The sequence below is a fragment of the Serratia quinivorans genome (genome assembly GCF_052113645.1).
GTDB lineage: Bacteria > Pseudomonadota > Gammaproteobacteria > Enterobacterales > Enterobacteriaceae > Serratia > Serratia quinivorans_B.
The window spans coordinates 32,850-55,287 of the sequence record NZ_JBIEIU010000002.1; the positions used below are offsets into that span (position 1 = coordinate 32,850).

General features: G+C 55.2%; 25 protein-coding genes. 14 read left to right on the forward strand and 11 right to left on the reverse strand.

From position 1 onward, the window contains the following. Positions 1-25: 25 nt before the first annotated feature. From ACGS9J_RS05395 to tehB, 3 genes are all read right to left on the reverse strand, one after another. Complete coding sequence (locus tag ACGS9J_RS05395; protein WP_442230005.1) at positions 26-1,525, reverse strand: aldehyde dehydrogenase family protein; 1,500 nt, start codon at positions 1,523-1,525, stop codon at positions 26-28. A gap of 154 nt (positions 1,526-1,679) precedes the next feature. Continuing rightward, on the reverse strand, positions 1,680-2,318 hold the full coding sequence (gene leuE / locus ACGS9J_RS05400) for a leucine efflux protein LeuE (RefSeq protein WP_442230006.1): 639 nt from the start codon (positions 2,316-2,318) through the stop codon (positions 1,680-1,682). 179 nt (positions 2,319-2,497) lie between these two features. Beyond that, complete coding sequence (gene tehB, locus ACGS9J_RS05405; protein ID WP_442230007.1) at positions 2,498-3,358, reverse strand: SAM-dependent methyltransferase TehB; 861 nt, start codon at positions 3,356-3,358, stop codon at positions 2,498-2,500. 283 nt (positions 3,359-3,641) lie between these two features. On the opposite strand from tehB, the gene ACGS9J_RS05410 reads away from it, so the two are divergent. After that, positions 3,642-4,760, forward strand: coding sequence for a DUF1615 domain-containing protein (locus ACGS9J_RS05410; RefSeq protein ID WP_442230008.1), 1,119 nt, complete (start codon positions 3,642-3,644; stop codon positions 4,758-4,760). Here the strand turns inward: ACGS9J_RS05410 and ACGS9J_RS05415 are convergent. Both ACGS9J_RS05415 and ACGS9J_RS05420 read right to left on the reverse strand, forming a co-directional pair. After that, entirely contained in the window at positions 4,757-5,362 is a 606-nt protein-coding gene (locus ACGS9J_RS05415) for a glutathione S-transferase (protein WP_442230009.1), read from the reverse strand. The genes ACGS9J_RS05410 and ACGS9J_RS05415 overlap by 4 nt on opposite strands. A 28-nt stretch (positions 5,363-5,390) precedes the next feature. Further along, positions 5,391-6,233 carry an alpha/beta fold hydrolase gene (locus ACGS9J_RS05420; protein ID WP_442230010.1) on the reverse strand — a complete coding sequence of 281 codons (843 nt, stop codon included), beginning with the start codon at positions 6,231-6,233 and terminating at the stop codon, positions 5,391-5,393. A 72-nt stretch (positions 6,234-6,305) separates the two neighbouring features. Here ACGS9J_RS05420 and ACGS9J_RS05425 point away from each other — a divergent pair, with 72 nt between their 5' ends. Then, positions 6,306-7,214: a LysR family transcriptional regulator gene (locus ACGS9J_RS05425; RefSeq protein ID WP_442230011.1), complete on the forward strand. Its 909-nt coding sequence runs from the start codon at positions 6,306-6,308 to the stop codon at positions 7,212-7,214. A 22-nt stretch (positions 7,215-7,236) separates the two neighbouring features. Here the strand turns inward: ACGS9J_RS05425 and ACGS9J_RS05430 are convergent, their stop codons facing one another. Next, on the reverse strand, positions 7,237-8,913 hold the full coding sequence (locus ACGS9J_RS05430) for an alpha-keto acid decarboxylase family protein (protein ID WP_442230012.1): 1,677 nt from the start codon (positions 8,911-8,913) through the stop codon (positions 7,237-7,239). A gap of 813 nt (positions 8,914-9,726) precedes the next feature. On the opposite strand from ACGS9J_RS05430, the gene pagP reads away from it, so the two are divergent. The 3 genes from pagP to ACGS9J_RS05445 all read left to right on the forward strand — a co-directional run bounded on the left by pagP (position 9,727) and on the right by ACGS9J_RS05445 (position 11,429). Beyond that, on the forward strand, positions 9,727-10,320 hold the full coding sequence (gene pagP, locus ACGS9J_RS05435; RefSeq protein WP_442230013.1) for a lipid IV(A) palmitoyltransferase PagP: 594 nt from the start codon (positions 9,727-9,729) through the stop codon (positions 10,318-10,320). Between the two features lie 249 nt (positions 10,321-10,569). Further along, positions 10,570-11,055: a DUF2501 domain-containing protein gene (locus tag ACGS9J_RS05440; protein WP_442230014.1), complete on the forward strand. Its 486-nt coding sequence runs from the start codon at positions 10,570-10,572 to the stop codon at positions 11,053-11,055. A 110-nt stretch (positions 11,056-11,165) separates the two neighbouring features. Then, positions 11,166-11,429 carry a putative hemolysin gene (locus tag ACGS9J_RS05445; protein WP_442230015.1) on the forward strand — a complete coding sequence of 88 codons (264 nt, stop codon included), beginning with the start codon at positions 11,166-11,168 and terminating at the stop codon, positions 11,427-11,429. A gap of 9 nt (positions 11,430-11,438) precedes the next feature. Here the strand turns inward: ACGS9J_RS05445 and ACGS9J_RS05450 are convergent, their stop codons facing one another. Continuing rightward, positions 11,439-12,056 (reverse strand): hypothetical protein, encoded by a 618-nt coding sequence (locus ACGS9J_RS05450; protein WP_442230016.1) that lies wholly within the window; start codon positions 12,054-12,056, stop codon positions 11,439-11,441. Positions 12,057-12,292: 236 nt separating this feature from the next. Here ACGS9J_RS05450 and ACGS9J_RS05455 point away from each other — a divergent pair, with 236 nt between their 5' ends. Both ACGS9J_RS05455 and ACGS9J_RS05460 read left to right on the forward strand, forming a co-directional pair. Beyond that, entirely contained in the window at positions 12,293-13,075 is a 783-nt protein-coding gene (locus ACGS9J_RS05455; RefSeq protein WP_442230017.1) for a DeoR/GlpR family DNA-binding transcription regulator, read from the forward strand. 1 nt (position 13,076) lies between these two features. Further along, positions 13,077-13,460 (forward strand): VOC family protein, encoded by a 384-nt coding sequence (locus ACGS9J_RS05460; RefSeq protein WP_442230018.1) that lies wholly within the window; start codon positions 13,077-13,079, stop codon positions 13,458-13,460. On the opposite strand, the gene ACGS9J_RS05465 is transcribed toward ACGS9J_RS05460, so the two are convergent. Further along, positions 13,461-14,369: a LysR family transcriptional regulator gene (locus tag ACGS9J_RS05465; protein WP_442230019.1), complete on the reverse strand. Its 909-nt coding sequence runs from the start codon at positions 14,367-14,369 to the stop codon at positions 13,461-13,463. It lies immediately after the preceding gene. A 129-nt stretch (positions 14,370-14,498) separates the two neighbouring features. Between ACGS9J_RS05465 and ACGS9J_RS05470 the strand changes: the two genes are divergently transcribed. The 6 genes from ACGS9J_RS05470 (at position 14,499) to ACGS9J_RS05495 (ending at position 19,161) form a co-directional block, all read left to right on the forward strand. Next, positions 14,499-15,380: a pirin family protein gene (locus ACGS9J_RS05470; protein WP_442230020.1), complete on the forward strand. Its 882-nt coding sequence runs from the start codon at positions 14,499-14,501 to the stop codon at positions 15,378-15,380. Between the two features lie 133 nt (positions 15,381-15,513). After that, entirely contained in the window at positions 15,514-16,140 is a 627-nt protein-coding gene (ycaC, locus tag ACGS9J_RS05475) for an isochorismate family cysteine hydrolase YcaC (RefSeq protein ID WP_020825407.1), read from the forward strand. A 438-nt stretch (positions 16,141-16,578) separates the two neighbouring features. After that, a complete protein-coding gene (locus tag ACGS9J_RS05480; RefSeq protein WP_442230021.1) occupies positions 16,579-17,748 on the forward strand; it encodes a type I restriction endonuclease in 1,170 nt (389 codons plus the stop codon). Between the two features lie 213 nt (positions 17,749-17,961). Continuing rightward, positions 17,962-18,294: a hypothetical protein gene (locus tag ACGS9J_RS05485; RefSeq protein WP_442230022.1), complete on the forward strand. Its 333-nt coding sequence runs from the start codon at positions 17,962-17,964 to the stop codon at positions 18,292-18,294. Positions 18,295-18,358: 64 nt separating this feature from the next. After that, complete coding sequence (locus tag ACGS9J_RS05490; protein ID WP_442230023.1) at positions 18,359-18,811, forward strand: thiol-disulfide oxidoreductase DCC family protein; 453 nt, start codon at positions 18,359-18,361, stop codon at positions 18,809-18,811. Between the two features lie 86 nt (positions 18,812-18,897). After that, positions 18,898-19,161, forward strand: coding sequence for an ABC transporter ATP-binding protein (locus ACGS9J_RS05495; protein ID WP_442230024.1), 264 nt, complete (start codon positions 18,898-18,900; stop codon positions 19,159-19,161). On the opposite strand, the gene ACGS9J_RS05500 is transcribed toward ACGS9J_RS05495, so the two are convergent. The 3 genes from ACGS9J_RS05500 to ACGS9J_RS05510 all read right to left on the reverse strand — a co-directional run bounded on the left by ACGS9J_RS05500 (position 19,149) and on the right by ACGS9J_RS05510 (position 21,468). Continuing rightward, positions 19,149-19,700: a GNAT family N-acetyltransferase gene (locus ACGS9J_RS05500; RefSeq protein WP_442230025.1), complete on the reverse strand. Its 552-nt coding sequence runs from the start codon at positions 19,698-19,700 to the stop codon at positions 19,149-19,151. The two genes, ACGS9J_RS05495 and ACGS9J_RS05500, sit on opposite strands and share 13 nt — an antisense overlap. 100 nt (positions 19,701-19,800) lie before the next feature. Next, positions 19,801-20,556 (reverse strand): DUF2076 domain-containing protein, encoded by a 756-nt coding sequence (locus ACGS9J_RS05505; protein WP_442230026.1) that lies wholly within the window; start codon positions 20,554-20,556, stop codon positions 19,801-19,803. A gap of 126 nt (positions 20,557-20,682) precedes the next feature. Further along, positions 20,683-21,468 carry a helix-turn-helix transcriptional regulator gene (locus tag ACGS9J_RS05510; RefSeq protein ID WP_442230027.1) on the reverse strand — a complete coding sequence of 262 codons (786 nt, stop codon included), beginning with the start codon at positions 21,466-21,468 and terminating at the stop codon, positions 20,683-20,685. A 118-nt stretch (positions 21,469-21,586) separates the two neighbouring features. Between ACGS9J_RS05510 and ACGS9J_RS05515 the strand changes: the two genes are divergently transcribed. After that, on the forward strand, positions 21,587-22,357 hold the full coding sequence (locus tag ACGS9J_RS05515) for a class I SAM-dependent methyltransferase (protein WP_442230028.1): 771 nt from the start codon (positions 21,587-21,589) through the stop codon (positions 22,355-22,357). Positions 22,358-22,438 lie beyond the last annotated feature (81 nt).

The window sequence follows — 22,438 nt, forward strand, 5'->3', positions numbered from 1 at the left end:
GCGCTACTGGGGATCAAGACGTTTTTCAGTAACGAATGCATACCGATTTGGATTCGGTATAAGCATCCAGCCAGTCCGGGCCGAAATCACGGCCGCTGCCCGATTGTTTGAAGCCGCCGAAAGGCATGTTGGCGTCGATCAGGGTATGGGTATTGACCCACACCGTGCCGGCCTGAATGCGTGGCGTAAAGGCCATCGCCGCTTGCAGGCTGGTGGTCCACAGGCTGGCGGTCAGGCCGTAATCGGTATCGTTGGCTTTGCTCAACGCTTCTTCGGCGTCCGCCACGCGGATCAGGTTGACCACCGGGCCGAACACTTCTTCGCGCGCCAGATTCAGCTTGTCATCCGGGTTAATCACCAGGGTCGGCGGGATATAGAACCCTTGCGAGTCCGGCCCCGTCGCGCCGCTGATCAACTCAGCGTGCTTGGATCTGGCGTCGTCCAGATAGGCCGCCACTTTATTACGATGATCGCTGGAAACCAGCGGGTTGATCTGCGCACTGGCATCCATACCCGGTCCGACGGACAGGGATTTCACCGCCTGCTCGAATCCGGCCACCAGGGTATCGTAGAGTGGTGCTTCAATATAAATCCGCGAACTGGCGGCGCACACCTGCCCCTGATTAAGGAAACTGCCCGCCATCAGGCCTTCGATGACCTGCTGCGGATCGGCGTCTTTCAGCACGATGGCCGGGTTTTTGCCGCCCAATTCCAGCGTGACGCGTGTCAGGCGATCCGCCGCCGCGCGCGCAATGCCTTTGCCGACCGGCGTGGAGCCGGTAAAGCTGACTTTGGCGATCAGCGGATGTTCGGTCAGCGCTTTGCCGCAGCCGGTGCCTTTGCCCGTCACCACGTTGAATACGCCCGGTGGAATACCGGCCTCGGTCGCCAGTTCGGCCATGCGCAGCAGGGTGAGCGGCGTGGTTTCAGAAGGTTTGATGACGATAGAGCAACCTGCCGCCAGCGCCGGCATCACTTTCCACATGCCGATCATCAGCGGGAAGTTCCACGGCACAATGCCGGCCACCACGCCAATCGGCTCTTTGCGGGTATACACCTGGTATTTGGCGCCCGGCGGCATGGGGATCGACACGTCCAGGGTTTGGCCGGTGATCTTGGTGGTTAGCCCGGCGGTGTAGCGCATCCAGTTTAGCGTGCAGCCGACTTCGAACATGCGGGCGATGTTGATCGACTTGCCCTGTTCCAGCGTTTCCAACTGGGCCAGCTCTTCGGTGTGTTGTTCAACCAAATCGGCATAGCGCAGTAAAATACGCTCGCGCTCGGCAGGTAAACGCTGCGCCCAGACCCCGGAGGTAAAAGCCTGATGGGCCGATTGCACGGCCCGCGCGACGTCCTGTGCGTTGGCGTCGGCGGTGGAGGAAATTTGTTGCCCGTCGGCGGGGTTATACACCGCCAGTCGGCCTTCGGCGGTGGACTCACGCCATTGGCCGTCGATATACAGCCCATGGTGACGATCGAGAAAACGCGAAACGCTGTCCATCACTGCTACGTTATTGTCAGGCATACGCCCTCCTGTCAGACAAAAAAGGTCGCTATCGTTAACCTTAAAAGTCTACAGCAGGCCGAGAAGAGGGGCTTTTGTCTGCCTGACATTCGGTTTGTTGTGCGTGACAGGGCAGGGGGAAACGGCTGAACGGGTCAGCCGTCAATGCAGCGGACTAGGAACTGAGGGTTGCCAGGCGGGTCGCGAAGCCGAGGAACAGCAGGCCAATCAGGCCATTGCCCAGTTTTGCCAGGCCTTTCTTGTGGTTAAAGAAGTGCGCCAGCATCGCACCGGAGAAGATCAGCGTGGTCATGTAGATAAAACTGACCGATTCGAGGATCAGCGCCAGAAGGGTGAACGACAGGCCGGTATGCGCATAGTTGAAGTCGATGAACTGCACGAAGAACGACACATAGAACAGGATCGCCTTCGGGTTGGTCAGGCTGAGCGTCAGCGATTTACGCAGAATACTGTGGCCGCCTTCAATCTGTTGTTGTTGCGCTGTGTTTTTCTGGATGAAGGTGGCGTAGAGAATTTTTGCGCCCAGGAACAGCAGGTAAATTGCACCGAGAAAGCGTACCAGGGTAAACAGGAACGGCGTGGTGCGGATCAGCGAGGCCACGCCGATATAGGCGCAGAAGATCAGGATAGCATCGCCGATAAACACGCCCAGCGCGGCGGTATAGCCGGCCCGTACGCCGCGTGTTACTCCGGTTTTCAGGACGTACAGCGTATTCGGGCCTGGCAGGATGATGATAAATACCACCCCGGCCAGATAGGTCCAAAGATTCAGGACGCCAAAACTTTCTAACACAATAACCTCTCCATGCGCGGAACTGACAGCCAATAACACTGGCTACACCCGTAGCCGGGCGCGATCCTAACGCCGCAGCGGCGGGTTGGCAACGTATTAAACTTCATGTTGTTTGCCGTATTTTGCTGCGGGCTGGCACCGGACAATGAGGTGTCGACCGGTGCCAATCCAGAGGGGATTTATGGCTTGCGTGCCAGCAGCGTGGCGAAGCGCAGTGAAATGCGATTGCCGGCGGCGTCGGTTTTGTGCAGTTGGCCGACATCTTCGTTGTACTTCAGAATTTCCCAGTCGGCGTAATAGTCTTTCAGCTCACCCGGTTTAAAGGTGAACGGGAAAGGCAGACTGCAAGGGTAATCCGGGGTATCCATCGCCGCGACAATCAGGTTGTAACCGCCGTTCAGGGTGCTGTCCTGCATGTTTTTCACCAGCGCCGGGATCCGCTCGCGGCTGAGGAACATAAACACCACGGTGGAAAGAATAAAGTCGTATTCGCCGCTGAAGCTGTGGGCATTGAGATCCTGCACGCTGGCGCGAATGTGCGACAAACCTTCGCTATCGATCAGGCTATTGAGGTTGTCGATCGACGGGCCGTGTTTGTCCCAGGCGGTGACGTCAAAGCCTTTCAGGTTGAGATAGAGCGAGTTGCGCCCGCCGCCGCAGCCCAGATCCAGTGCCTTGCCGGGCTTTATGTGTTGTACGGCTTCGATCACTTCGGAGTGGGTGCGCGTCAGTTGGTGCTTTTTGTGGTAGTAATCTTCCGGCGAACAATAGAAAGCCAGTTGGCAGGTCATATCATCGGAAAATGAAACGATACGGTGCCATTGTTGGGGGGCGATAAACGGCGGCTGGCTCTCGGGGCTGAACTGCCAGGTTTCGGTGGTTTCGCCTTCCTCGGTCATCAACGCAAAGGTCAGGGTGCCGCTCAGCAGCGTGAGTTTGGCCCAGGTACCGCTCTGGGTGTTGTGCTTTTGCTGGAAACTCTCCGGCAGCGTGGCACTGTTCCATACCGGCAGGGTTTTATAACAAAGCCGCTCATTCATGCCTCTCTCCTTAAATTTTGCGTTGCCCTGGTGCGGGCGAATAAAATGATTTTATAAGTTGCATATAAAATACATGTTTATTGGTCCGTTGAAAATGCCCGCGATCAAAAAATGCCGGGTTTAGAGTTTTCGATGCATGATGTTTAACCACGCGGTCATTCCTTTAAGGTTTATTTCCTGGCGTGCGCGGGCTCTTACCGCCGGATCGACACATTTAAACTGGATCACGGCCCCCGGCTGGGCTAACGTCACTGCAGTTTATGCCAAAACGATCAGGGAAAAGATGCTAATTCGCCGATTTATCAACCCGATGACCTTACGTCCGTTGAGCCTGGCCGCACTGCTGGTGCTGGCCGGTTGTACCACGAAAACCACCACGACTTCACCGGTGCATCGTCCGACTGACGTCAAAGCCCAACTGGTGCGCTTGATGCCGGCTAACACCGCCGATCGTCAGGGGTGGGCTACCGATATCACCGCCGCATTTGCTGCACAAGGCATTGAACCCAGTGACCAAAACCTGTGTTCGGTACTGGCGGTCACCGAACAGGAATCGACCTTCCAGGCCAATCCGACGGTGCCGGGGTTGCCTAAAATCGCCTGGAAAGAGATCGACCGCCGCGCTGACCAACTGCATATCCCCAACTTCCTGGTGCATACCGCTTTGCTGATCAAATCATCGAACGGCAAGAGCTACAGTGAGCGGTTGGATAAGGTGCGCACCGAGAAAGACCTCAGCGATATCTTTGACGACATGATCGATTCGGTGCCGATGGGGCAAAAGTTGTTTGGCAGCCTGAACCCGGTGCACACTGCCGGGCCGATGCAGGTGAGCATTGCCTTCGCCGAAGCCCATGCCAAAGGTTATCCGTACCCGATTGACGGCTCGATCCGCCGTGAAGTATTCAGCCGCCGCGGCGGCATGTATTTCGGCATTGCCCATCTGTTGGGATACCCGGCCAACTACAGCCAGCCGATTTACCGCTTCGCCGACTTCAATGCCGGTTGGTACGCCAGCCGCAACGCCGCTTTCCAAAGCGCGGTCAGCCGCACCACGGGCATCCCGTTGGCGCTGGATGGCGATTTGATTAACTACGGCACCAGTAAACCCGGCACCACCGAACTGGCGGTACGCACCCTCGGCAAGCGGCTGAACATGAGCGACTCGTCGATTCGCCGGGCGCTGGAGAAAGGGGATTTGCTCGAGTTTGCCGACACCGATCTGTATGAGCGGGTTTATGCATTGGCGGAGAAAACCACCGGCAAGAAACTGCCGCGGGAAATGCTGCCGGGCATTCAACTGGAAAGCCCGAAAATTACCCGTAAGCTGACCACCGCCTGGTTTGCCAAGCGGGTCGACGAGCGACGTCAACGTTGTATGTCGCGCGCTTCGGCGGGTTAAACCTGCGGGGTGCTGATAAACGCCGGGTGTTGTTCGGCCTGAGCGGCAAATGCCGCCAGTGCAGGATGTCGCTCGGCGCTAATCTGCCCGGGCAGCATCAGTTGGGTGAAGCTCCAGGCCACCGCCACGCTGACTTCTGCACTGCCCATAAATTGCGGCGCGGCGGCCTGTGACAGTTGCTTTTCCAGTTCGGCGTAGGCCGCCAGCAGTTGGCCCTGAACGCGATCCAGCCAGGGCTGATGCTGTTTCTCTTGCGGGCGCAACTGCTGTTCATAAACGATTTGCACCGTTTTTTCGCAGGCGGCCAATGCCAACCCGTTCAACTGCAGGGCGTGCAGTCTCGCTGCCCCCTGACTTGGCAGCAGGGCCTTGTCTGTCGGGGCGATCCCGGCGGCGTATTCCAGAATCAGCGAAGAATCCATCAGGATTTGATCGCCGGGCAGTACCAGCGTTGGCGCTTTTACCAACGGATTAATGGCTTTAAACCGGTCGAAATCGCTGAACACCGAAATGGCGTGATGCTCAAACTCGATCCCCAATAATTTTAAGCAAATAGCGACCCGGCGCACATAGGGTGAATCCAGCATGCCAATCAGTTGCATTATGTTCTCCTGAGCGCATTTGCCCGGTTTAAAGTGAATGAATAAACGCTACCAGCTGTTGTGCTACGACCTCTGGTGCATCTTCCATTAAAAAATGCCCCGCCTGCGGGATCACCTGCAGCCTGGCACCGGGAATGTCACCTTGCAAACGGTAGGCGTAACTGACCGGCTGCCATTCATCGTTCTCGCCCCACAGGATTTGCACCGGTAGACGCAGTTCCGGCAGACGCTGCGCGAAATCATCAGTATAGCGGGCATCATAATGCGCGATCTGCTGCTGATAAAAGGCCGGTTGGCCGAGTACGCCGACGATGGGAGCCAGATAGCTCTGCAACAGTTCTCCCGTCATCCGCGATTTGTTGAACACGGCCATTCCCAACTGACGCGTTAGGGTTTGTTCGTGCTGTAAGGCGTCCATGACGGCGTACTGACGGTAGTTATCGCGGATGCTGCGCCAGGTGGGGGAAGGCCAGGAATCGTAGCTGCAAATATCCGCAATGGTCAGTGAGCGAAAGCGTTTGGCGTGCCTGAAAGCCGCGCGCAGTGATAACGCGCCACCAATATCGTGGCCAAACACGTGGGCGGAGTCCAGTTGCCAGTGATCCAGCAGGGCGATCAGTAAATCCGCCTGCGCAGCAATTGAGGTCTCTGCCGACAAGGGGCGTTCCGACGCGCCGTAGCCCAGCAGATCATAGTAATAAACCCGGAAGCCAGCCGCCGTCAGGCGGGGCAGTAAATTCCGCCAGATGATCGAATGGGCAGGGGTGCCGTGCACCAATACCAGTGGTTTACCTTCTCCCTGTATGCCGGTGGCAATGCGATGCCCCTGAATAATAACCTGCTGATTAACCTGAGAAGTGAAGCCGTTCATGATGATTGCTCCCCATTATCGCGTTGAATATCCAGCCTACCTCTCGCCTTTTCATGACGCCAATGACAAGTTATGGTGATGAAAACCAACTTTTGTCATGAGGCGTTTATGAACCAGCGTTTATCCATTGATGCATTGCGGGCGCTGCAGAGCGTCACCGACACCGGCAGCATGACGCGTGCAGCGCAACAGCTAAACCTCAGTCAGTCGGCAGTGAGTTGGAAAATCAAACGGTTGGAAGAACAATTGGGCCGCACTCTGGTCGATCGTCAGGGAGCTGCGTTGACCGCCACAGTAGACGGTGAGGCGCTGCTGCTGCATGGTCGGCAGATTTTGCAGGCCCACGACCGGGCATTGGCGCATTTTTCCCCCTCTTTACTGCAGGGGACGGTGCGTTTTGGTGCCACAGAGCAGATGTCGCTGCCCCAGTTGGCCGCCTTGCTGGCGTCTTTTACCCATCAACATCCGCAGGTTGACGTGCAGTTGGTCATCGATCAAAGCCAGATATTGCGTCACGCCTTGGCTCAGGGCGAGTTGGATCTGGTGCTGCATCAGCAGTTCTGCGATGCGTTAAGCGCAGAAGATGTGGTGCTGGCAACGGAGCAGATTCACTGGTGCGTGCCGCCCGGCTGGCGCTATCAGTCGGGAGACTGCGTGAGATTGGTCAGCTACGGGCCGGACTGTTTTTACCGCCGGTTGGCTGAAGAGCGTCTGAACGCCGCGGGTATTGCTCATAAGGTCTCGGTGGAATGCCCTTCGGTGTCCGGTATGTTGGCAGCGATTTCCGCCGGTATGGGAATGGGTCTGCTCAATCAGCAATCTGTCGATCGGCGGGTGCAGATCGAGACGGTATTTGAGCGTAGGTTACCCTTGCCGAGAGTGGCGCATGCGTTGCGTTTGGGGGGCAAACGACAACACCCGCTACTGCAAAGGTTGCAGCAACAGGTGGTGCAAGCTCTGGGGCAATCCGCCGAGCTCTGAGCTACGGCGGATCTCGCCAAGGCTAAGCGCGACGCGGATTAGTCAGGCCGAAGTTAAAGTTATTGCAGCGGTTGCAGAACTCCTTCATCACCGGCGGGGTGTCCATCATCGGCACTTTAACTTCGATAAAGGCCAGCCGATCCTGACGCGAGGCGTGCTCCAGCGCCAATTCCAACTGTTGGGTGGTTTCAACCGCCACGCTGAATGGCGTCGCCTGGGTATTGAGCACCGCCGGCAGTTTGGCGTAGTCCCATGGCCCGATATCGTTGTACGACGAGTTTTCCCCCAGAATATAACGTTCGATGGTGTAACCGTCGTTATTGATCAAGAAGATAATCGGCTTCTGATCATAACGCAGCAGGGTAGATACTTCCTGAGCGGTCAGTTGGAAGGAACCGTCGCCGATAAACAGCAGATGCCGGCGATCGGGGGCGGCCATCATGGTGCCCAGCAGCGCCGGCAGGGTATAGCCAATCGAGCCCCAGATTGGCTGATTGACCACCTGAACGCCATCCGGCATGCGCATGCCGCCGATTGCGGCGCCCGAGGTGCCGTTCTCCACCACCACCACATCATCGGCCCGAATAAAGCGCTGTAGGCGTTGCCATAAATAGGCCTGATCGATCGGCGTATCGCCTGGCGTCGCCAGCCGGTGACGTGTTTCAGGCAGAGGGGCCGGGTGGTGATCGGCTACGCCTTCACCCAGTGCCAGCAAAGCCTGCAGCAGATCGGCGGTCGCCACCGCCGGGTAGGAAGTGTTGCCCAGCTTCACCGAGAACGGCTGAACATCAATGTGTGCCTCGGAGGGGATGTTATGCGAGAAATAACCGGTAGTGGAATCGACCAGCCGTACACCGAAGCTCAACACGCAGTCGGCGTGCGCCATATGTTCATAGAGTTCGGGACGCGAAAGGTTGCCACTGTAACCGCCCATCCAACCCGGCGTGGTTTCCGCAATGATGCATTTGGCCGTCGGCATGTTGGTAAGGGGGATCGCGAATTTATGTGCGACCTCGATCACTAATTGCTGCAGTTGAAAGCGATCCACCATTTGGTCGACCAAAATAATCGGTTTCTTCGCCTGTTTAATCCGGGTCAGTAATGCCGTGGCCGCCAGCTGGACATTATATTTGTCGCTGGGTGGTAATTGCGGTGCGGTTGCCGCCTGAGTGATTTCAATTTCCACATCACAAATATCAGAAGGCAGTTGCAAATAAACCGGTTTCTTTTCAGTCCAGGCCCGGGAAATAACGCGGGGAATTTCGACCGCCGCATTTTCCGGCGTGATTAACGCTTGGGCGACGGTGAATTGCTTAAAGCAGTTCATGACGTTATCAAAATTGCCGTCGGCCAGCGAGTGGTGCAGCAACTCATGGTTTTTCATCGCGTGCAGCGGCGGGGTACCGGACAGACAGATCACCGGCGCGGATTCGGCGTAGGCACCGGCAATGCCGGACAAGGCTGCCAGGTCGCCAACGCCGTAGGTAGTGATCAGCGCTCCGGCACCTTTTAATCGCGCATAGCCGTCGGCCGCGTAGGAGGCATTCAGCTCGTTGCAGTTGCCGATAAATTCAATATTGCCGTCGTGTTCGATCAATTCCAGCAGCGCCAGATTATAGTCGCCGGGTACACCATAAATACGATCGATGTTCAGGGTGCGGAGCTGTTGCAGGATGAAGGCCCCGATAGTGATTTTCATATCATTCTCCGGATTTTTTATCTTTCTTGTATCAGGCACAGAGCAGCAAAATAAATTGCCGGTGATGTTGTGTTGCGAACAATGAAATAAACGCTCGTCCCGTGCTGGCAGGGCTGCGCTCGTTAGCATTAACAATTATTTAAACTATCGGCTTGTTCAAGTTAGGGCGGATGTATGGGGAGCTAGCCTGTTGTATTTGCGGGTTTACGTTGGGGTTGGCCGAGATTAACCCCAGCGATGTTACGGGTGGTATTTTTCACCGAATGTAATAGATATGTAAAATCTGGCCGACGTCGGCAGAACATGACGCGCTTGATGAGCACCCGGTACTTTTGCCGGGCGGTAAAAATGACGGCGGGTATTTGCCCGTTCTCGTCGGTGCGGCTCGATATGGCGGCGTTGTAACCGCATATTTACAGCTGCGTGCGGGGGTAGATGCCTGAGCTTAGTGGGATAGTCGATAAAACGGCTTTTCAAGACCGAAAAAAACGTGACAGCGATTACATTTGCTTGTCAGGCGGCAGTAAAGATTTCGCTACGTCAAAGCCGAAAAGAAGTTCTGTCGCCGACTGGCGAATTGCCAATCTTCTTCGCCGGGAAGAATGATTGCGGAGTATTCCGACAGACGGTGCATGAGGGGCGCAGTAGCCTGAGCGCCCCGGTTCGCCCCGCCGGACGCGTTTCTCTCTATCCACGGCTAAACTTAACCAAGTGACAACGAGGTAGGGGAAAACGGTTGGATAAATAAGATACAGCTTGATCTTGATGGGACGATAGGTAAGAATCCCCGGCCTTATTTTTTACAGGAGTTTGATGATGTTTTTTAAACGGACAATTTTGGCTTGCTCAGTGGCGCTGCTATTTCCTGCACTACCTTCTTACGCTGAGGTTGGTGCAGAAAGTGGCAGCGCGGCGCAGGCCGAAAAACCGGGGTTGTGGCAGCGTTTCACCGATAACGTAGCGGAAACCTGGAACAACTCGCCGAATAAAGACATCTATCTGCCGGCCATTACCTGGCACAACCGTTGGACTTACGACGACGAGCATATCGATAAGTACAACGAGCGCCCTTGGGGCGCCGGTTATGGCATCTCGCGCTACGATAGCGACGGTGACTGGCACGGTATTTATCTGATGGCATTCAAGGACTCGTTCAATAAGTGGGAACCGATTGGCGGTTACGCTTATGAGAAGATCTGGCGTCCGTTGGATGACAAGGATTTCCGTCTGGGTCTGGGCTTTACCGCCAGCGTCACTGCGCGAGACAACTGGAATTACATTCCTATTCCGGCCCCGTTGCCGTTGGCTTCCATCGGTTACAAGCGTCTGACTTTCCAGGCCACCTACATTCCCGGCACCTATAATAACGGCAACGTATTCTTTGCCTGGCTGCGTTGGCAGTTCTGATCCCTGGCAGGGCGCCGAGTCTGGCGTCCCGTAGCCGCAAAACTGCTCAATCCTCGACCAAAAAATTACCTGAATTCTGAAAAAACGCAGGATTGTCCCCTAAAAGGAACTTGTCGCGGCTGGTGGCGTCCGAAGAGGTGACCCGGCGCATTGCGCTTATTGCACACGATATGCCCATCCGCTTTGCTCTGCCGCCAAAGGCCAGGGGCAAGCGGAAGGGATGGCGAGATAAACAGGAGTTTTACCCTCATGAACACCAAACATCGTTTACTGCTGGCACTGACATTGACCTCCGCTATGACCTGCGGCGCGGCTCAGGCTGCCGGACTGATGGATTCTCTCAGCAGCGCGGCCGGTGAACTGAGTCAATCGGGTGGCAGCACCGGCGGCACCTCGCTGTCTTCCCTGACCGGTTTGTTGAACGGTGGCGATAAAGCGCTGAGCTCCAGCAGCATGACCAACGCCGCCGGTATTCTGCAGTACTGCGTAAAAAACAACGTACTGTCGGGTAACAGCACCGAAGCGGTGAAGGACCAGCTGCTGAGCAAGCTGGGTATCAGCAGCACTGAGAACGCCAAAAGCCAGGACTACCAGCAAGGGCTGGGTGGTCTGCTGCAAACCGGCGAAGGCAAGAGCCTGGATCTGAACAGCCTGGGCACGTCGCAAATTACCGAAAAAGTGAAGCAAAAAGCCTGTGATTTGGTTCTGAAACAGGGCGCGTCCTTTATTTCCTGATAGCTTAAACGGCGGCATGCTACGGCGGCCGCCGTTTTTAATTTCCCCGTCGCATTACAAGCTGGGCAGCGGCTGCCACTTGAAATGGGAAGGGAGCGATAAGAGAAAAAATGAAAAAAATTCTGATGGTCTCCCTGTTGGCAGGGATGGCGATGCTGCAGGGCTGTACGATGAAATCTAACGACGCACCACCACCGCCGCAGGTGAAATCTATTGGTATGGCGAACCCGGCGGACGTTTATTGCACCGAGATCGGCGGTAAGCTGAATGCCAAACAAAATGCCGATGGCCAGTATTCCACCTGTACCTTGCCTAACGGCCAGGAAATTGAAAGCTGGGAACTGTTCCGCCGCGATCATCCGGTGAAGAAATAAGCCCGGTGATTAAAACTCGCGATCGCTGATCGGTTGGTATTGCACGCCGCCGTCCGTTTGCAGTTTCAGCGACAGTCGCCAGTCCTGATGATTGCTCAGGGTGAAGGGTTTGGAGCGGAAGTTACAGCCGGTCCTGATATTTTTGATTTTCATCACGTATTCCCCGGCCGGATTGGTTTTGATATTAAAACTGCCGGCGGCGGGAATAAACACTTCGGCTAAACGCTGTGGCGCGCCCGGTGTTTCCAGTTTGACCAGCACCGCAAAATCGTTATTTTGATTATCCAGCGTCAGTTGTTGCGGCTGGTCGGCGGCTTTGCGTTCCGGCTGGTGCAGATAGCCTGCCGACAGTGGCCAGGGTTGCCCGGCATTGTCATGCAGCGGGCCGCCGCATTGTTCGCGTGCTTCGCGCATCGGCATTTCACGCTGGATAGCCCGGTTGTAATCGGTGGTGGTGGCCGTGACAAACTCATCGTCATTTTGATGGGCCCGCAGATAGCGTTTGGCGCTGAAGACGCCCACGGCAATCAGCATAAAGAAGATAAAAATCGTCAGGCGACTCCTGAAAATGCCCCCAAACAGCCTGCCCGGCAATTGAAATAGCCACTTCGCAATTTTTGACAGCATCTTTTTCCCTTAGCGTCCAAGCCGTTACGTTCTTCGGTAACCTTGCTTGCCTCAGTATAGCCAAATCGTTTGGGGTGAGGTAATAGCCCCGTAAAATTCCTGCGTGTTACTCTATCCCTTTTTCGATCATTGGCTCACCTGTCGTCCCTTGCCTTCCGTGTTGTGGCATAAATCATTTGTACGATGTTGAACGTTTATGTACATTCGTGATCACTTGTTCGCCATCGAGAAGCCGAATGTCCAAACTGTTGCCCAATCAGCGCCACGACGCGATCCTCGCCACCTTGCAGCAGCAGGGGCGGGTGCTGGCGGTTGAAATGGCGGAACGCCTGAAAACCACCGAGGCCACCATTCGGCGCGATCTGCGCCAGTTGGCGGCACAAAACCTGTGTAAACGCATTTATGGCGGTGCGCTGGCACCCACGCCGGCAACCGGCCCTATCAGTGCACGGTTGCAATTGAGCGGTGACGAGAAGCAGGCGCTGGCGCTGGCTGCACTGGCATTGGTCAAGCAAGGGCAGGTTATTTTCCTCGATGCCGGCAGTACCCACCTTTATTTGGCCGAGCTGTTGCCGCGCGATTTGCGGCTGACGGTGGTGACTAACGCATTGACTATTGCCGGCAAAATGCTGGAACAGCCGGGGATCCGCACGATTTTAATCGGCGGTGAGCTGGATGCCGACATTGGCGGCTGTGTGGATGCCAAAGCGGTGCAGGAAATTGACGGCTTTCATTTCGACCTCGCTTTTATCGGCATCTGCGCTTATGACCCCCGCAGCGGCTTTTCGGCGCTGAATTATCAGGATGCCCAATTCAAGAAACGCCTGCTGGCACGCTCCGGCAACCTGGCGGTGCTGTGCACCGGCGACAAACTTGACACCTATGCCCCCTACAGCTTTTTGCCTGCCAACCGCGTCGATTATTTGGTCACGCCGCCCGACAGCCATCCGCAGCTCGAACAGCAGGTCATTCACAGCGGCGGCAAGGTGTTGTACAGCGATTCACCGATTGGAGATTGAGATGAAAATAGCCCATGTTGCACTCTGGACCCGCGATATCGATGCCCAGGTGACGTTCTGGCAGCGGTATTTTGACGGCGTTGCCGGGGAACAATACGTTAGCCGCAACCGTCCGGGGTTTGTGTCCCGCTTTGTCAGCCTGGCTGCCGGCCCGACGCTGGAGATCATGAGTTTGCCGGAACTGCTGTCGGCGGAGCAGGCCCATGAACGTGTGGGGTGGGCGCATATTGCTTTGTCGGTGGGGGAGGAGAGCCGTGTCGATCAGTTGGCGCAGCGCGCGCAGCAGGAGGGGATCCTGCAGGCGGCGCCACGCTGGACAGGGGACGGTTTTTATGAGGCGATCATCCGTGATCCGGACGGTAACGCCATCGAAATTACCGCCTGATCACTCTTCTTCGATGCTGGCGAACTGCTGCCCCAGATAGTCGAGCAGCAGTCGCACCGCCGGCAGCAAGCCACGGCGTGATGGGTAAACCGCGTGCACCACGCCGCCCTGCGGTTGCCAGCCGGGCAGCAGCTGCACCAACTCGCCGCGCAGCATGTCGTCACGCATCATCATCGATGGCAACTGCACCATCCCGGCACCGGCAATTGCCGCGGTACGCAGCATTAGCATATCGTCAGTCACCAGCCGTGGCCGATGTTCCCACTCCATTTTTTCCCCCGCGGGTCCGGTCAACTGCCACAGGTGCTGCGCACGAGCGGGACCGAGATCGAGGCTGGGGTATTTATACAGTTCCTCTGGCCGTTCCACCGGGCCGAGGGTTCGCACCAGCGCCGGGCTAGCGGCGATGCACCAGGTCCGTTGCGCCAAAATCTTCAGCACCAGATCGCTGTCTTCCAGCGGTGGCGGCCGTACGCGGATGGCCAGATCCAGGCCTTCACCCACGACGTCGACCCGGCGGTTAGTGGCTTCCAGATGTACGGTGACTTTCGGGTAATCGGCCATAAAGGCCGCCACCATGCTGCCGACTCGGGTATGCAGGATGGCCACCGGGCAAGACATGCGTACCGTGCCGCACGGCTCGGCGCGGGTTTGTTCGATAGCCTGCTGCGCCGCATCGGCTTCCACCAGCATTGCCTTGCAGTGCGCATAGTAATTCAGGCCGACATCGGTGACGGAAAAACGCCGTGTCGAGCGCTGGATCAGGCGTACACCCAGGCGTTCTTCCAGCAGTGCCACGCGCCGACTCAGTTTGGACTTGGGAATACCCAGCGCACGGCCTGCGGGGGCGAACCCCTGATGGTCGACTACGCTGGCGAAATAAAACAGATCATTCAAATCGGTGAACATCGCCCGTCCTTAACATCGTTCCATATCTAGAACGCTGAGTGTACATCTTGCCTACTACTGCAGCAAAGGATGCAGGATTAAACTTCTGGCATCAACTTAAGGTCGTGAGACCTGAAACAGGAGTTCAAGATGAAAAAGATCCTCGGTATTTACAACAGCCCTGAAGCCCATTGGGTCGGTAACGGTTTCCTGGTGAATTCGCTGTTCTCCTATAACGATTTGGGAGCGGAAATGAGCCCGTTCCTGCTGTTGGATCATGCCGCGCCAACCAAGTTCCGCTCGGCTTCCGGCACCCGGGGCGTGGGCCAGCACCCGCATCGTGGGTTCGAAACAGTGACTATCGTGTACCAGGGGGAAGTGGAGCACCGCGATTCCACCGGTAGCGGTGGGGTGATTGGCCCCGGTGACGTGCAATGGATGACCGCCGCCTCGGGTATTTTGCACGAAGAGTTCCATTCACGGGATTTCTCGCGCAACGGCGGCACCATGGAAATGGTCCAGCTGTGGGTGAACCTGCCGGCCAAAGACAAAATGGCTGAGCCGGGTTACCAGACGCTGCTGAATGCGGATATCCCGGTGGTTACGCTGGCGGATGGCGCAGGCCAGGTTCGGGTGATTGCCGGTAACTTCGGCGGTCACGCCGGTCCGGCACGCACCTTCAGCCCGCTCAATGTCTGGGACATGAAGCTGAATGCCGGCCACACCACTACATTGACGGTGGAAGAAGGCCATACGCTGGCGCTGGTCATGTTGCATGGCGCCATTCAGGTTAACGGTGAGGAAGTGGTGCGCGAAACTCAAATGGTCAGGTTTGACCGTGCGGGGGATTCGATCACTATCGAAGCCAATAACGATGTCAGCTTGCTGGTACTGAGCGGCGAGCCTATCGATGAGCCTATCGTCGGTTATGGCCCGTTCGTGATGAACAGCGACGCGGAAATCCAGCAGGCTTTCCGTGACTTCAACGGCGGCAAGTTCGGCAGCATGGCGGCAGAGCACGACGCCGTTTAAGTCCTCGACACACCTCAGAACCGATCCGGAAAACACCTCCGGATCCGGTTCTACACTTAGGTAACCTCTGCGCTTTGGCCGATCGGCCAAAGGCAATCTTTAGTAGCAACAATCAACCCCAAAGGAGTAAACCATGACTGCAAATTACAAACGCCTCGATAAGGATCAGGCCGCCGTTTTGCTGGTGGATCATCAGGCAGGGCTGCTTTCACTGGTACGTGATATCGATCCCGATCGTTTTAAAAACAACGTACTGGCGCTGGGTGATTTAGCGAAGTATTTTAATTTGCCGACCATTCTGACCACCAGTTTCGAAGACGGCCCCAACGGCCCACTGGTGCCTGAGCTGAAAGCGCAGTTCCCCGATGCCCCCTTTATTCCACGCCCTGGACAGATTAATGCCTGGGACAACGACGACTTCGTCAAAGCCGTAAAAGCCACCGGTCGCAAGCAGCTGATCATCGCCGGGGTCGTTACCGAGGTGTGTGTGGCCTTCCCGGCCTTGTCGGCTCTCAGCGAAGGTTTTGAGGTGTTTGTGGTTACCGACGCCTCCGGCACCTTCAACGAACTGACGCGCCAATCGGCCTGGAGCCGTATGGAAGCCGAAGGCGCGCAACTGATGACCTGGTTCGGCGTAGCCTGTGAACTGCACCGCGACTGGCGCAACGATGTCGAAGGCTTGGGCGCGCTGTTCTCCAACCACATTCCCGATTACCGCAACCTGATGACCAGCTACAGTACGCTGACCAAAGGCAAGTAATTCCTCCGGAGCGCAGTCTGCCGCTGCGCTCCGTTTAAATCAGATTGTGTGATGTTGCGGATTTGAAGTTTTTTAGTAGATAAATCCATTCGTTAGCCCTCCCTCCTGCAGTTCGCCAACCCCAGCAGCCGATCAGGTTTGAAAAAGAAGCAGCGCAAACAGTAAAATTTAATTGTGATTGAATATCATTTCATTTCTATAAGTTTTTTTAGAGTTAAAAACGCCTGACTGATTATTTTTGAACTGTGTATTAATATTGTTTTAATCCCTTTGATTAAATCTGGTTTTTTCTGCTATATATTTAATGTTTAAAGTTATTTAATTCAATAAATAAAACAGTCAGCAGCCTATAAGGCCGTGCTGTGGAAAAGAGTAAATTTTTCTGTAGATATGATTTTAAGAAATGACGAATTTCTAACACAGCAAGAGGGATGGTTGATGAATGCATTCAGAGATAAGCTTAAAGCGCATGTGCATCATGTGTCTGCGGTTGGCCAGCATTGCAACACGGAAGAAACGACAAAGCAGGCATTAATTTTACCATTATTGGAGATCCTTGGTTTCCATCCTTACGATCCTACCAAGGTAAAAGCAGAGTATGGGGCTGATTTTCCAGGGGTTAAAGTTGGCGAGCGGGTTGATTACTCCCTTTTTTGTCATGCCGTGCCTGTCATGTTTATTGAGGCGAAATCCTTCAATCAAAACTTAACAAATCACAGCCCGCAGTTATCGCGTTACTTTAATGCTACACCCGAAGTCACGGTTTCTGCGATCACCAACGGAAAAGAATGGCGTTTCTTTACCGACTTGAAAGATAAAAATATCATGGATGACACGCCCTTTCTAAAAATAGATTTTAATGATTTAAACGACTCCGATATTGAGCAACTTTATAGGTTCAGACATGACCAATTTCAGCCGGAAGCTCTGAGAACACTGGCTGAAGAGAGCATTTACCTGACATCATTCACTAAAACGATCAGTGCCAGCCTGAGAGACGTAGACATGGATTTTGTCAGGTATGTGGCAAATCGCTCCAATGTTCAACGTCAACTTAATCAACGTTTTCTAGAAACTATCACTCCTTTGGTTCGTTTGGCCGTTGAGAAGGCAGTCAGTGCAATGGTCGTTTCCGGGTTGTCTGTAACGTCTGAAAATAAAGCGGTATCCGAAGAGTACAGTGAAGGGGCGGAAAACAACAAGGCTGACCCGTTAGCGCCGATCATTGATCCGGAAAACAGTAAGATAGTGACCACTTATGCCGAAAGAGCTTTATTCGATAATGTGGCGATGATTCTGGGTGAGAGCGCGGATTTAACAGCAAAGGACACTGAAAGCTATTACAGCATTCTGGTGCAGGGAAAAACTACCCGCTGGGTCCTCCGCTATTTTGACAATAAGCAAAGACCTACCGTACTGCTTCCGTTAGAAATTAATGAGGAGAGGCACGCCGAAATTGTCCGTGCGGGCTTGGAGCTTGCTGCGGGAGGGCATATCATTATCGATCGCCCTGAGAACATCTTGCGACTCACGGGGTTGATCATCGATTCCTACCATTATTGTATTGATGATGAAAACTTCAGGCAGAAGAAAAAAACGCAGTCGTAAAAATAGGCTGGGGCAAGTTTTTTTCATAAAGCACTGCCCCGGATTATTAATAAAGATTTTCCCTAAGCTCTTTACACAATCCTTAAACTTTCATCACGTTAGCGGTGGGATGTAAGCAAAGATCATCGGGGTGCAAAGGTCGTGAAAAGCGACTTTCTCATCGGCCGGGGGCGGGGTAGGTTAGGCTCAATCCCGGCAAATGAGAACGATGATATGAAAAATGCAATCAAACTCCTGACACTGCCAGTTCTGGCTGCCGTGACGCTGTTCAGCGTCAATGCGCTTTCCGCTCCGGCTCCGGCAGATAAACATGCGCCGCCTGCAGAGCAAGGCTTCCGCTTACCGCCATTCCCTGGCGGGCATATGCCCAAACCGGGCTTCTGCCACGGTGGCGAACTGTTCTGCGCGACTTCCGCCAGTGATAATCCAACCGAAACCATCAATAAGCTGACTTCAGTGATCCCCGCCGGCAACGCCAAGCATTATGAGGTGCGTCTCTCGGTAGTGGCATTGCCGGATACACCGCCCGCACCACCGGTTCCTTAACCCGGCTCACTGGCCCTGAGGGGGAATGCGCGTTAGTCTGGAGTGAATCACCCCAGGAGGCAGGATGAATCCGTCAACGCTCCCCCCTTATCTCCAGCCCGGCGACCGGGTGCTGTTATTCGATGGCGAATGTAATTTGTGTCACGGGCTGGTGAGATTTTTGATCCGTGCCGATCGGCAGGGCAAGATCCTGCTGGCCACGGTGCAATCCGTGGAGGGGCAGGCGATCCTGAATTGGCTGGCGTTGCCCACCGACCGTTTTGACTCCATCGTTTACCTTGAATCGGGGCGACATTGGCTGCGTTCGGCAGCATTTTTTCAGGCGCTGCGTCAGCTTGGTTGGCCGTTTCGCCTGTTGGCGCTGGCGCGTTTTCTGCCGCAGCGGTTGGCGGATGCGTTTTACAATGCGGTGGCGCGCAACCGTTACAAGCTGTTTGGCCGCAATGCAGGTACTGCGTTGCCTGGGGAGGATTTACCGGGGCGTTACCTGCATCATCATCGTGGGCAGTCTGGCTGAGCTTTACGCTTCTTTACCCTTTAATCGATTGAAATATCATCATTCTGGCCCCATATAATGGAACGTTCAGCTAAAAAGGAGCGCGTATGGGGATTAGCGAAGAAGAGTACATCCGCCGTTTGAGTCAGGAAAAGAATGCGGTGGGAAATACGGCAAAATGGGTCGCGATTGTTTCTGCCATTTACTTCGCCATGATGGTGTTTTACGGCCATCCGATTGGCGTGTTGACCATGTCCGGTCTTATTTTTATCGTCTCAACCACCACCTGGCTGAAGAAGCGCCAAAAGGTAAAATCCTACCGTCGGGCGCTGGCGAGGATCAACGATGAACCGCCGGTTCAGCAGCCCTGATACTCGCTGTGCATGATGCTGTAAACCAGGCTTGGCGTATCGTCGGGCACGTCATCCAGGGTATCTACCACACGTAAACCCGCTTTTTCCAGCACGCGGCATGAGGCCAGATTTTTTTCGCGCACAAGGGCGGAAATCTCTGCCAACTGCAGGTGTGTGAAACCATATTCCAGCGAGGCCAGCGCCAGCTCCGTGGCCAATCCACTGCCCCAAACCTGCGTATCAAAGCGATAGCCCAGATTCACCGTGCGTTGTGCCCCCAGCGGCCGCCAGGACAGCCCGCCAAAGCCGATGATCCACTCCGGCCGTTCACGTAGCGCAATCGCCCAGGAACCATAGCCGTGTTGCCCCCAACTTTCGATCCGCTCCGTCAGCGCCAGCCGTGCCCGTTGTTTCGTGGCGATGGGTCCGGCGGGATTAAAGCGTTGCGTGTCAGGATCGCCAAAAATGGCGTAAAAACGAGTCAGATCGTCAGCCACCGGCGGACGCATCAGCAGGCGAGCGCTGACATAGGGATCGGTAGGATTCATCTTCGGCATGGCTTTGCGTAACCTGCTGTGATTGGACAGGGTTAACTGTAGACCAGCGGTGGGGGAGAAGAAACAGAAAACCCCTCTCCGGGCAGAGAGGGGGGCAGGATCAGATAAACGAATCGTCGTCGCTGTAGTCGTCATCGGAGAAATCGGCATTATCGTCGTTTTGATAATCCGCGTTCTGGAAGCCGTTATCCTGGTTGAGGAAGCGGTTATCGCCCCCGTTGTTAAAGGTGTCGAGATTATTGGAGGCGTCGAAATTATTCATCGCGCTGTCATCCACCGGCGTTGCCGGTGTCTCATCGATAATATTCACAATTTCCTGCGGTTGCGAATGACGGAACATGCCGGTCAGCATATCGGCCAGGACGACACCGCCCGCCACACCGGCGGCAGTCTGCAATGCCCCACCGAGGAATCCACCGGCACGTGAAGGTGCTGCCTGCTGCTGTGGATTGTAGGCCGGTTGTTGCTGCTGTTGGGCATAGCCCGGCTGCGGCTGATTGTTCCATGCGGCGTTATTTTGCTGTTGCGCCTGATACTGCTCACGCGGGCTTGGCGCGTTACGGTTACCGCCGCCGAACAGGCCGGCCAGGAAGCCACCGCTGCTTTGCTGATTGGCGTTGTTTTGCTGTTGCTGGGCAATCTGGCTCTCCAGATCTTTCACCCGCTGGTCCAGCTGCTTTAACGCTGCTTCCTGAATGATCATCGCCTGCGCCATGTAATACGGCGCGGAAGGCTGTTCGCGGATGTGCTGGTTGATTTGCTGTTCTGCCTGGAGATCCCTCTGGCCCGTCTTGGTCTCGGCTTCTTTCAAGCGGCCAAACAGACCATCGATAAGACGTTGTTCTTCGGATTGCATAGGATTACCTCTAGGAGATGAATAACGCTACTGGATGATAGATATCATCGGTAGCTATCACCCTAGCGTGTTTAGTTGAACCAATAAATAAATGGCAGGTAAACCTGTTTATGAATTTGTTACCAATTACGGCAAAGGGAGCAGCATCACCAGTTTCAGCCCGCTATTTTCTGCCGGGTTAAACGTCAGTTGCCGATAGCGCAATGCCCCCAGTTGCCCATGAGTGAAGGCCCGTTCGCCTCCTTCACGCGCCAGTACGTCATGCTGTTGCCACCAGTGGTGGAAGGCTTCGCTGTTGTGCGTCATGTTGCGCACAAAAGCGCGCATCTCTTCGGTATTTTGGTGGTGACTGGTTTCGGCCCGAAACTCGGCGACGACACGCCGTGCTCGCTCCTCCCAGTTACAGACCAGCGTTTTGGCTAACGGGTGGAAAAACATAAAGTGCAGCAGATTGGGCGTGGCGGCTTGACCCAACCAGCCACAGAACAGGCTTTCCGCCGCCGGGTTCCAGGCGACGACATTCCAGGTGATATCCAGCAGGTAGCAGGGCACTGTCACCTGGTTCACGCTTTGCAACACCGCACTGTTGTCGGCCTCCTGATGCTGTTCCTGTTCAGGATCGGCGACGCGTGCCAGGGTAAACAGGTAGTGGCGTTCGGCATGCCCCAACCGCAGTGCTTTGGCGATGCGTGCCAGCGTATGCGGCGAGATGGATACCTCGCGACCTTGTTCGATCCAGGTATACCAGGTGGCGCTGATGCCACTGATTTGCGCCAGCTCTTCGCGGCGCAGGCCACTGGTGCGACGACGCGGTGCGGTGGGTAACCCGAGCATGTCCGGCGTAATACGTTCGCGGTGCGCGCGCAGAAAGGCGCCAAGGGCTTTGGGGCCGGATAAGGCTTCAGATTGCATAGGCTGGTACCTGCTGATACTAGGATAACTGCTCATATTGTACCCGTATATTAAGCTGATTATAGTAATAAAAAAGCCATCCGGCACCGGCGCAAGCCAGACAAAAATGGGAGCACCTATGAGCAACAACAACAGCCATAAAAATGCAGTCGACCGTCAGTTTGGTGAGCAGGCCAGCGCCTATCTGACCAGCGCAGTTCATGCTCAGGGGAAGGATCTGCAGCGATTGGCGCAACTGCTGGCGCCGCATCCTGATGCCAGGCTGTTGGATTTGGGGTGTGGGGCCGGGCATGCCAGCTTTACCGCCGCAGCGAAAGTGGCGCAGGTGGTGGCTTATGATTTGTCGGCGCAAATGCTGGCGGTCGTGAGCCAGGCGGCGGTGGACAAAGGTTTCAGCAATATTCAGGTGCAGCAGGGCATGGCGGAGTCGCTGCCGTTTGAAGCCGCCAGCTTTGATCTGGTGATTAGCCGTTACTCGGCGCATCACTGGCATGACGTCGGCCAGGCGCTGCGTGAAGTGCGTCGCGTGCTGAAACCGGGTGGCAGAGCGATCTTTATGGATGTGGTTTCACCGGGGCATCCGCTGTTGGACATCTATCTGCAAACCGTCGAGGTTCTGCGCGACACTTCGCATGTGCGCAATTATGCACCGGGTGAATGGCTGGGGTTGCTGACCGAGTCAGGGCTGCTGGTAAAGGAAGTGACGTCGGATCGGTTATACTTGGAATTCAGCAGTTGGGTGGCGCGTATGCGTACGCCGGAGCATTTCGTTACCGCTATTCGCGCATTTCAACAGGGGGTTTCTGAAGAGGTGCTGCAACATTTTGCCATTCAGCCGGAGGGGTCATTCACCAGCGACATCATGATGTTTGAGGTAGTCAGAGGATAAATAACTTCAGGGCAGCTAATATACCCTTCTTCATTGCGATTACCGCGTGATGAGCTGTAATCGGAAATCCATGGGATATAG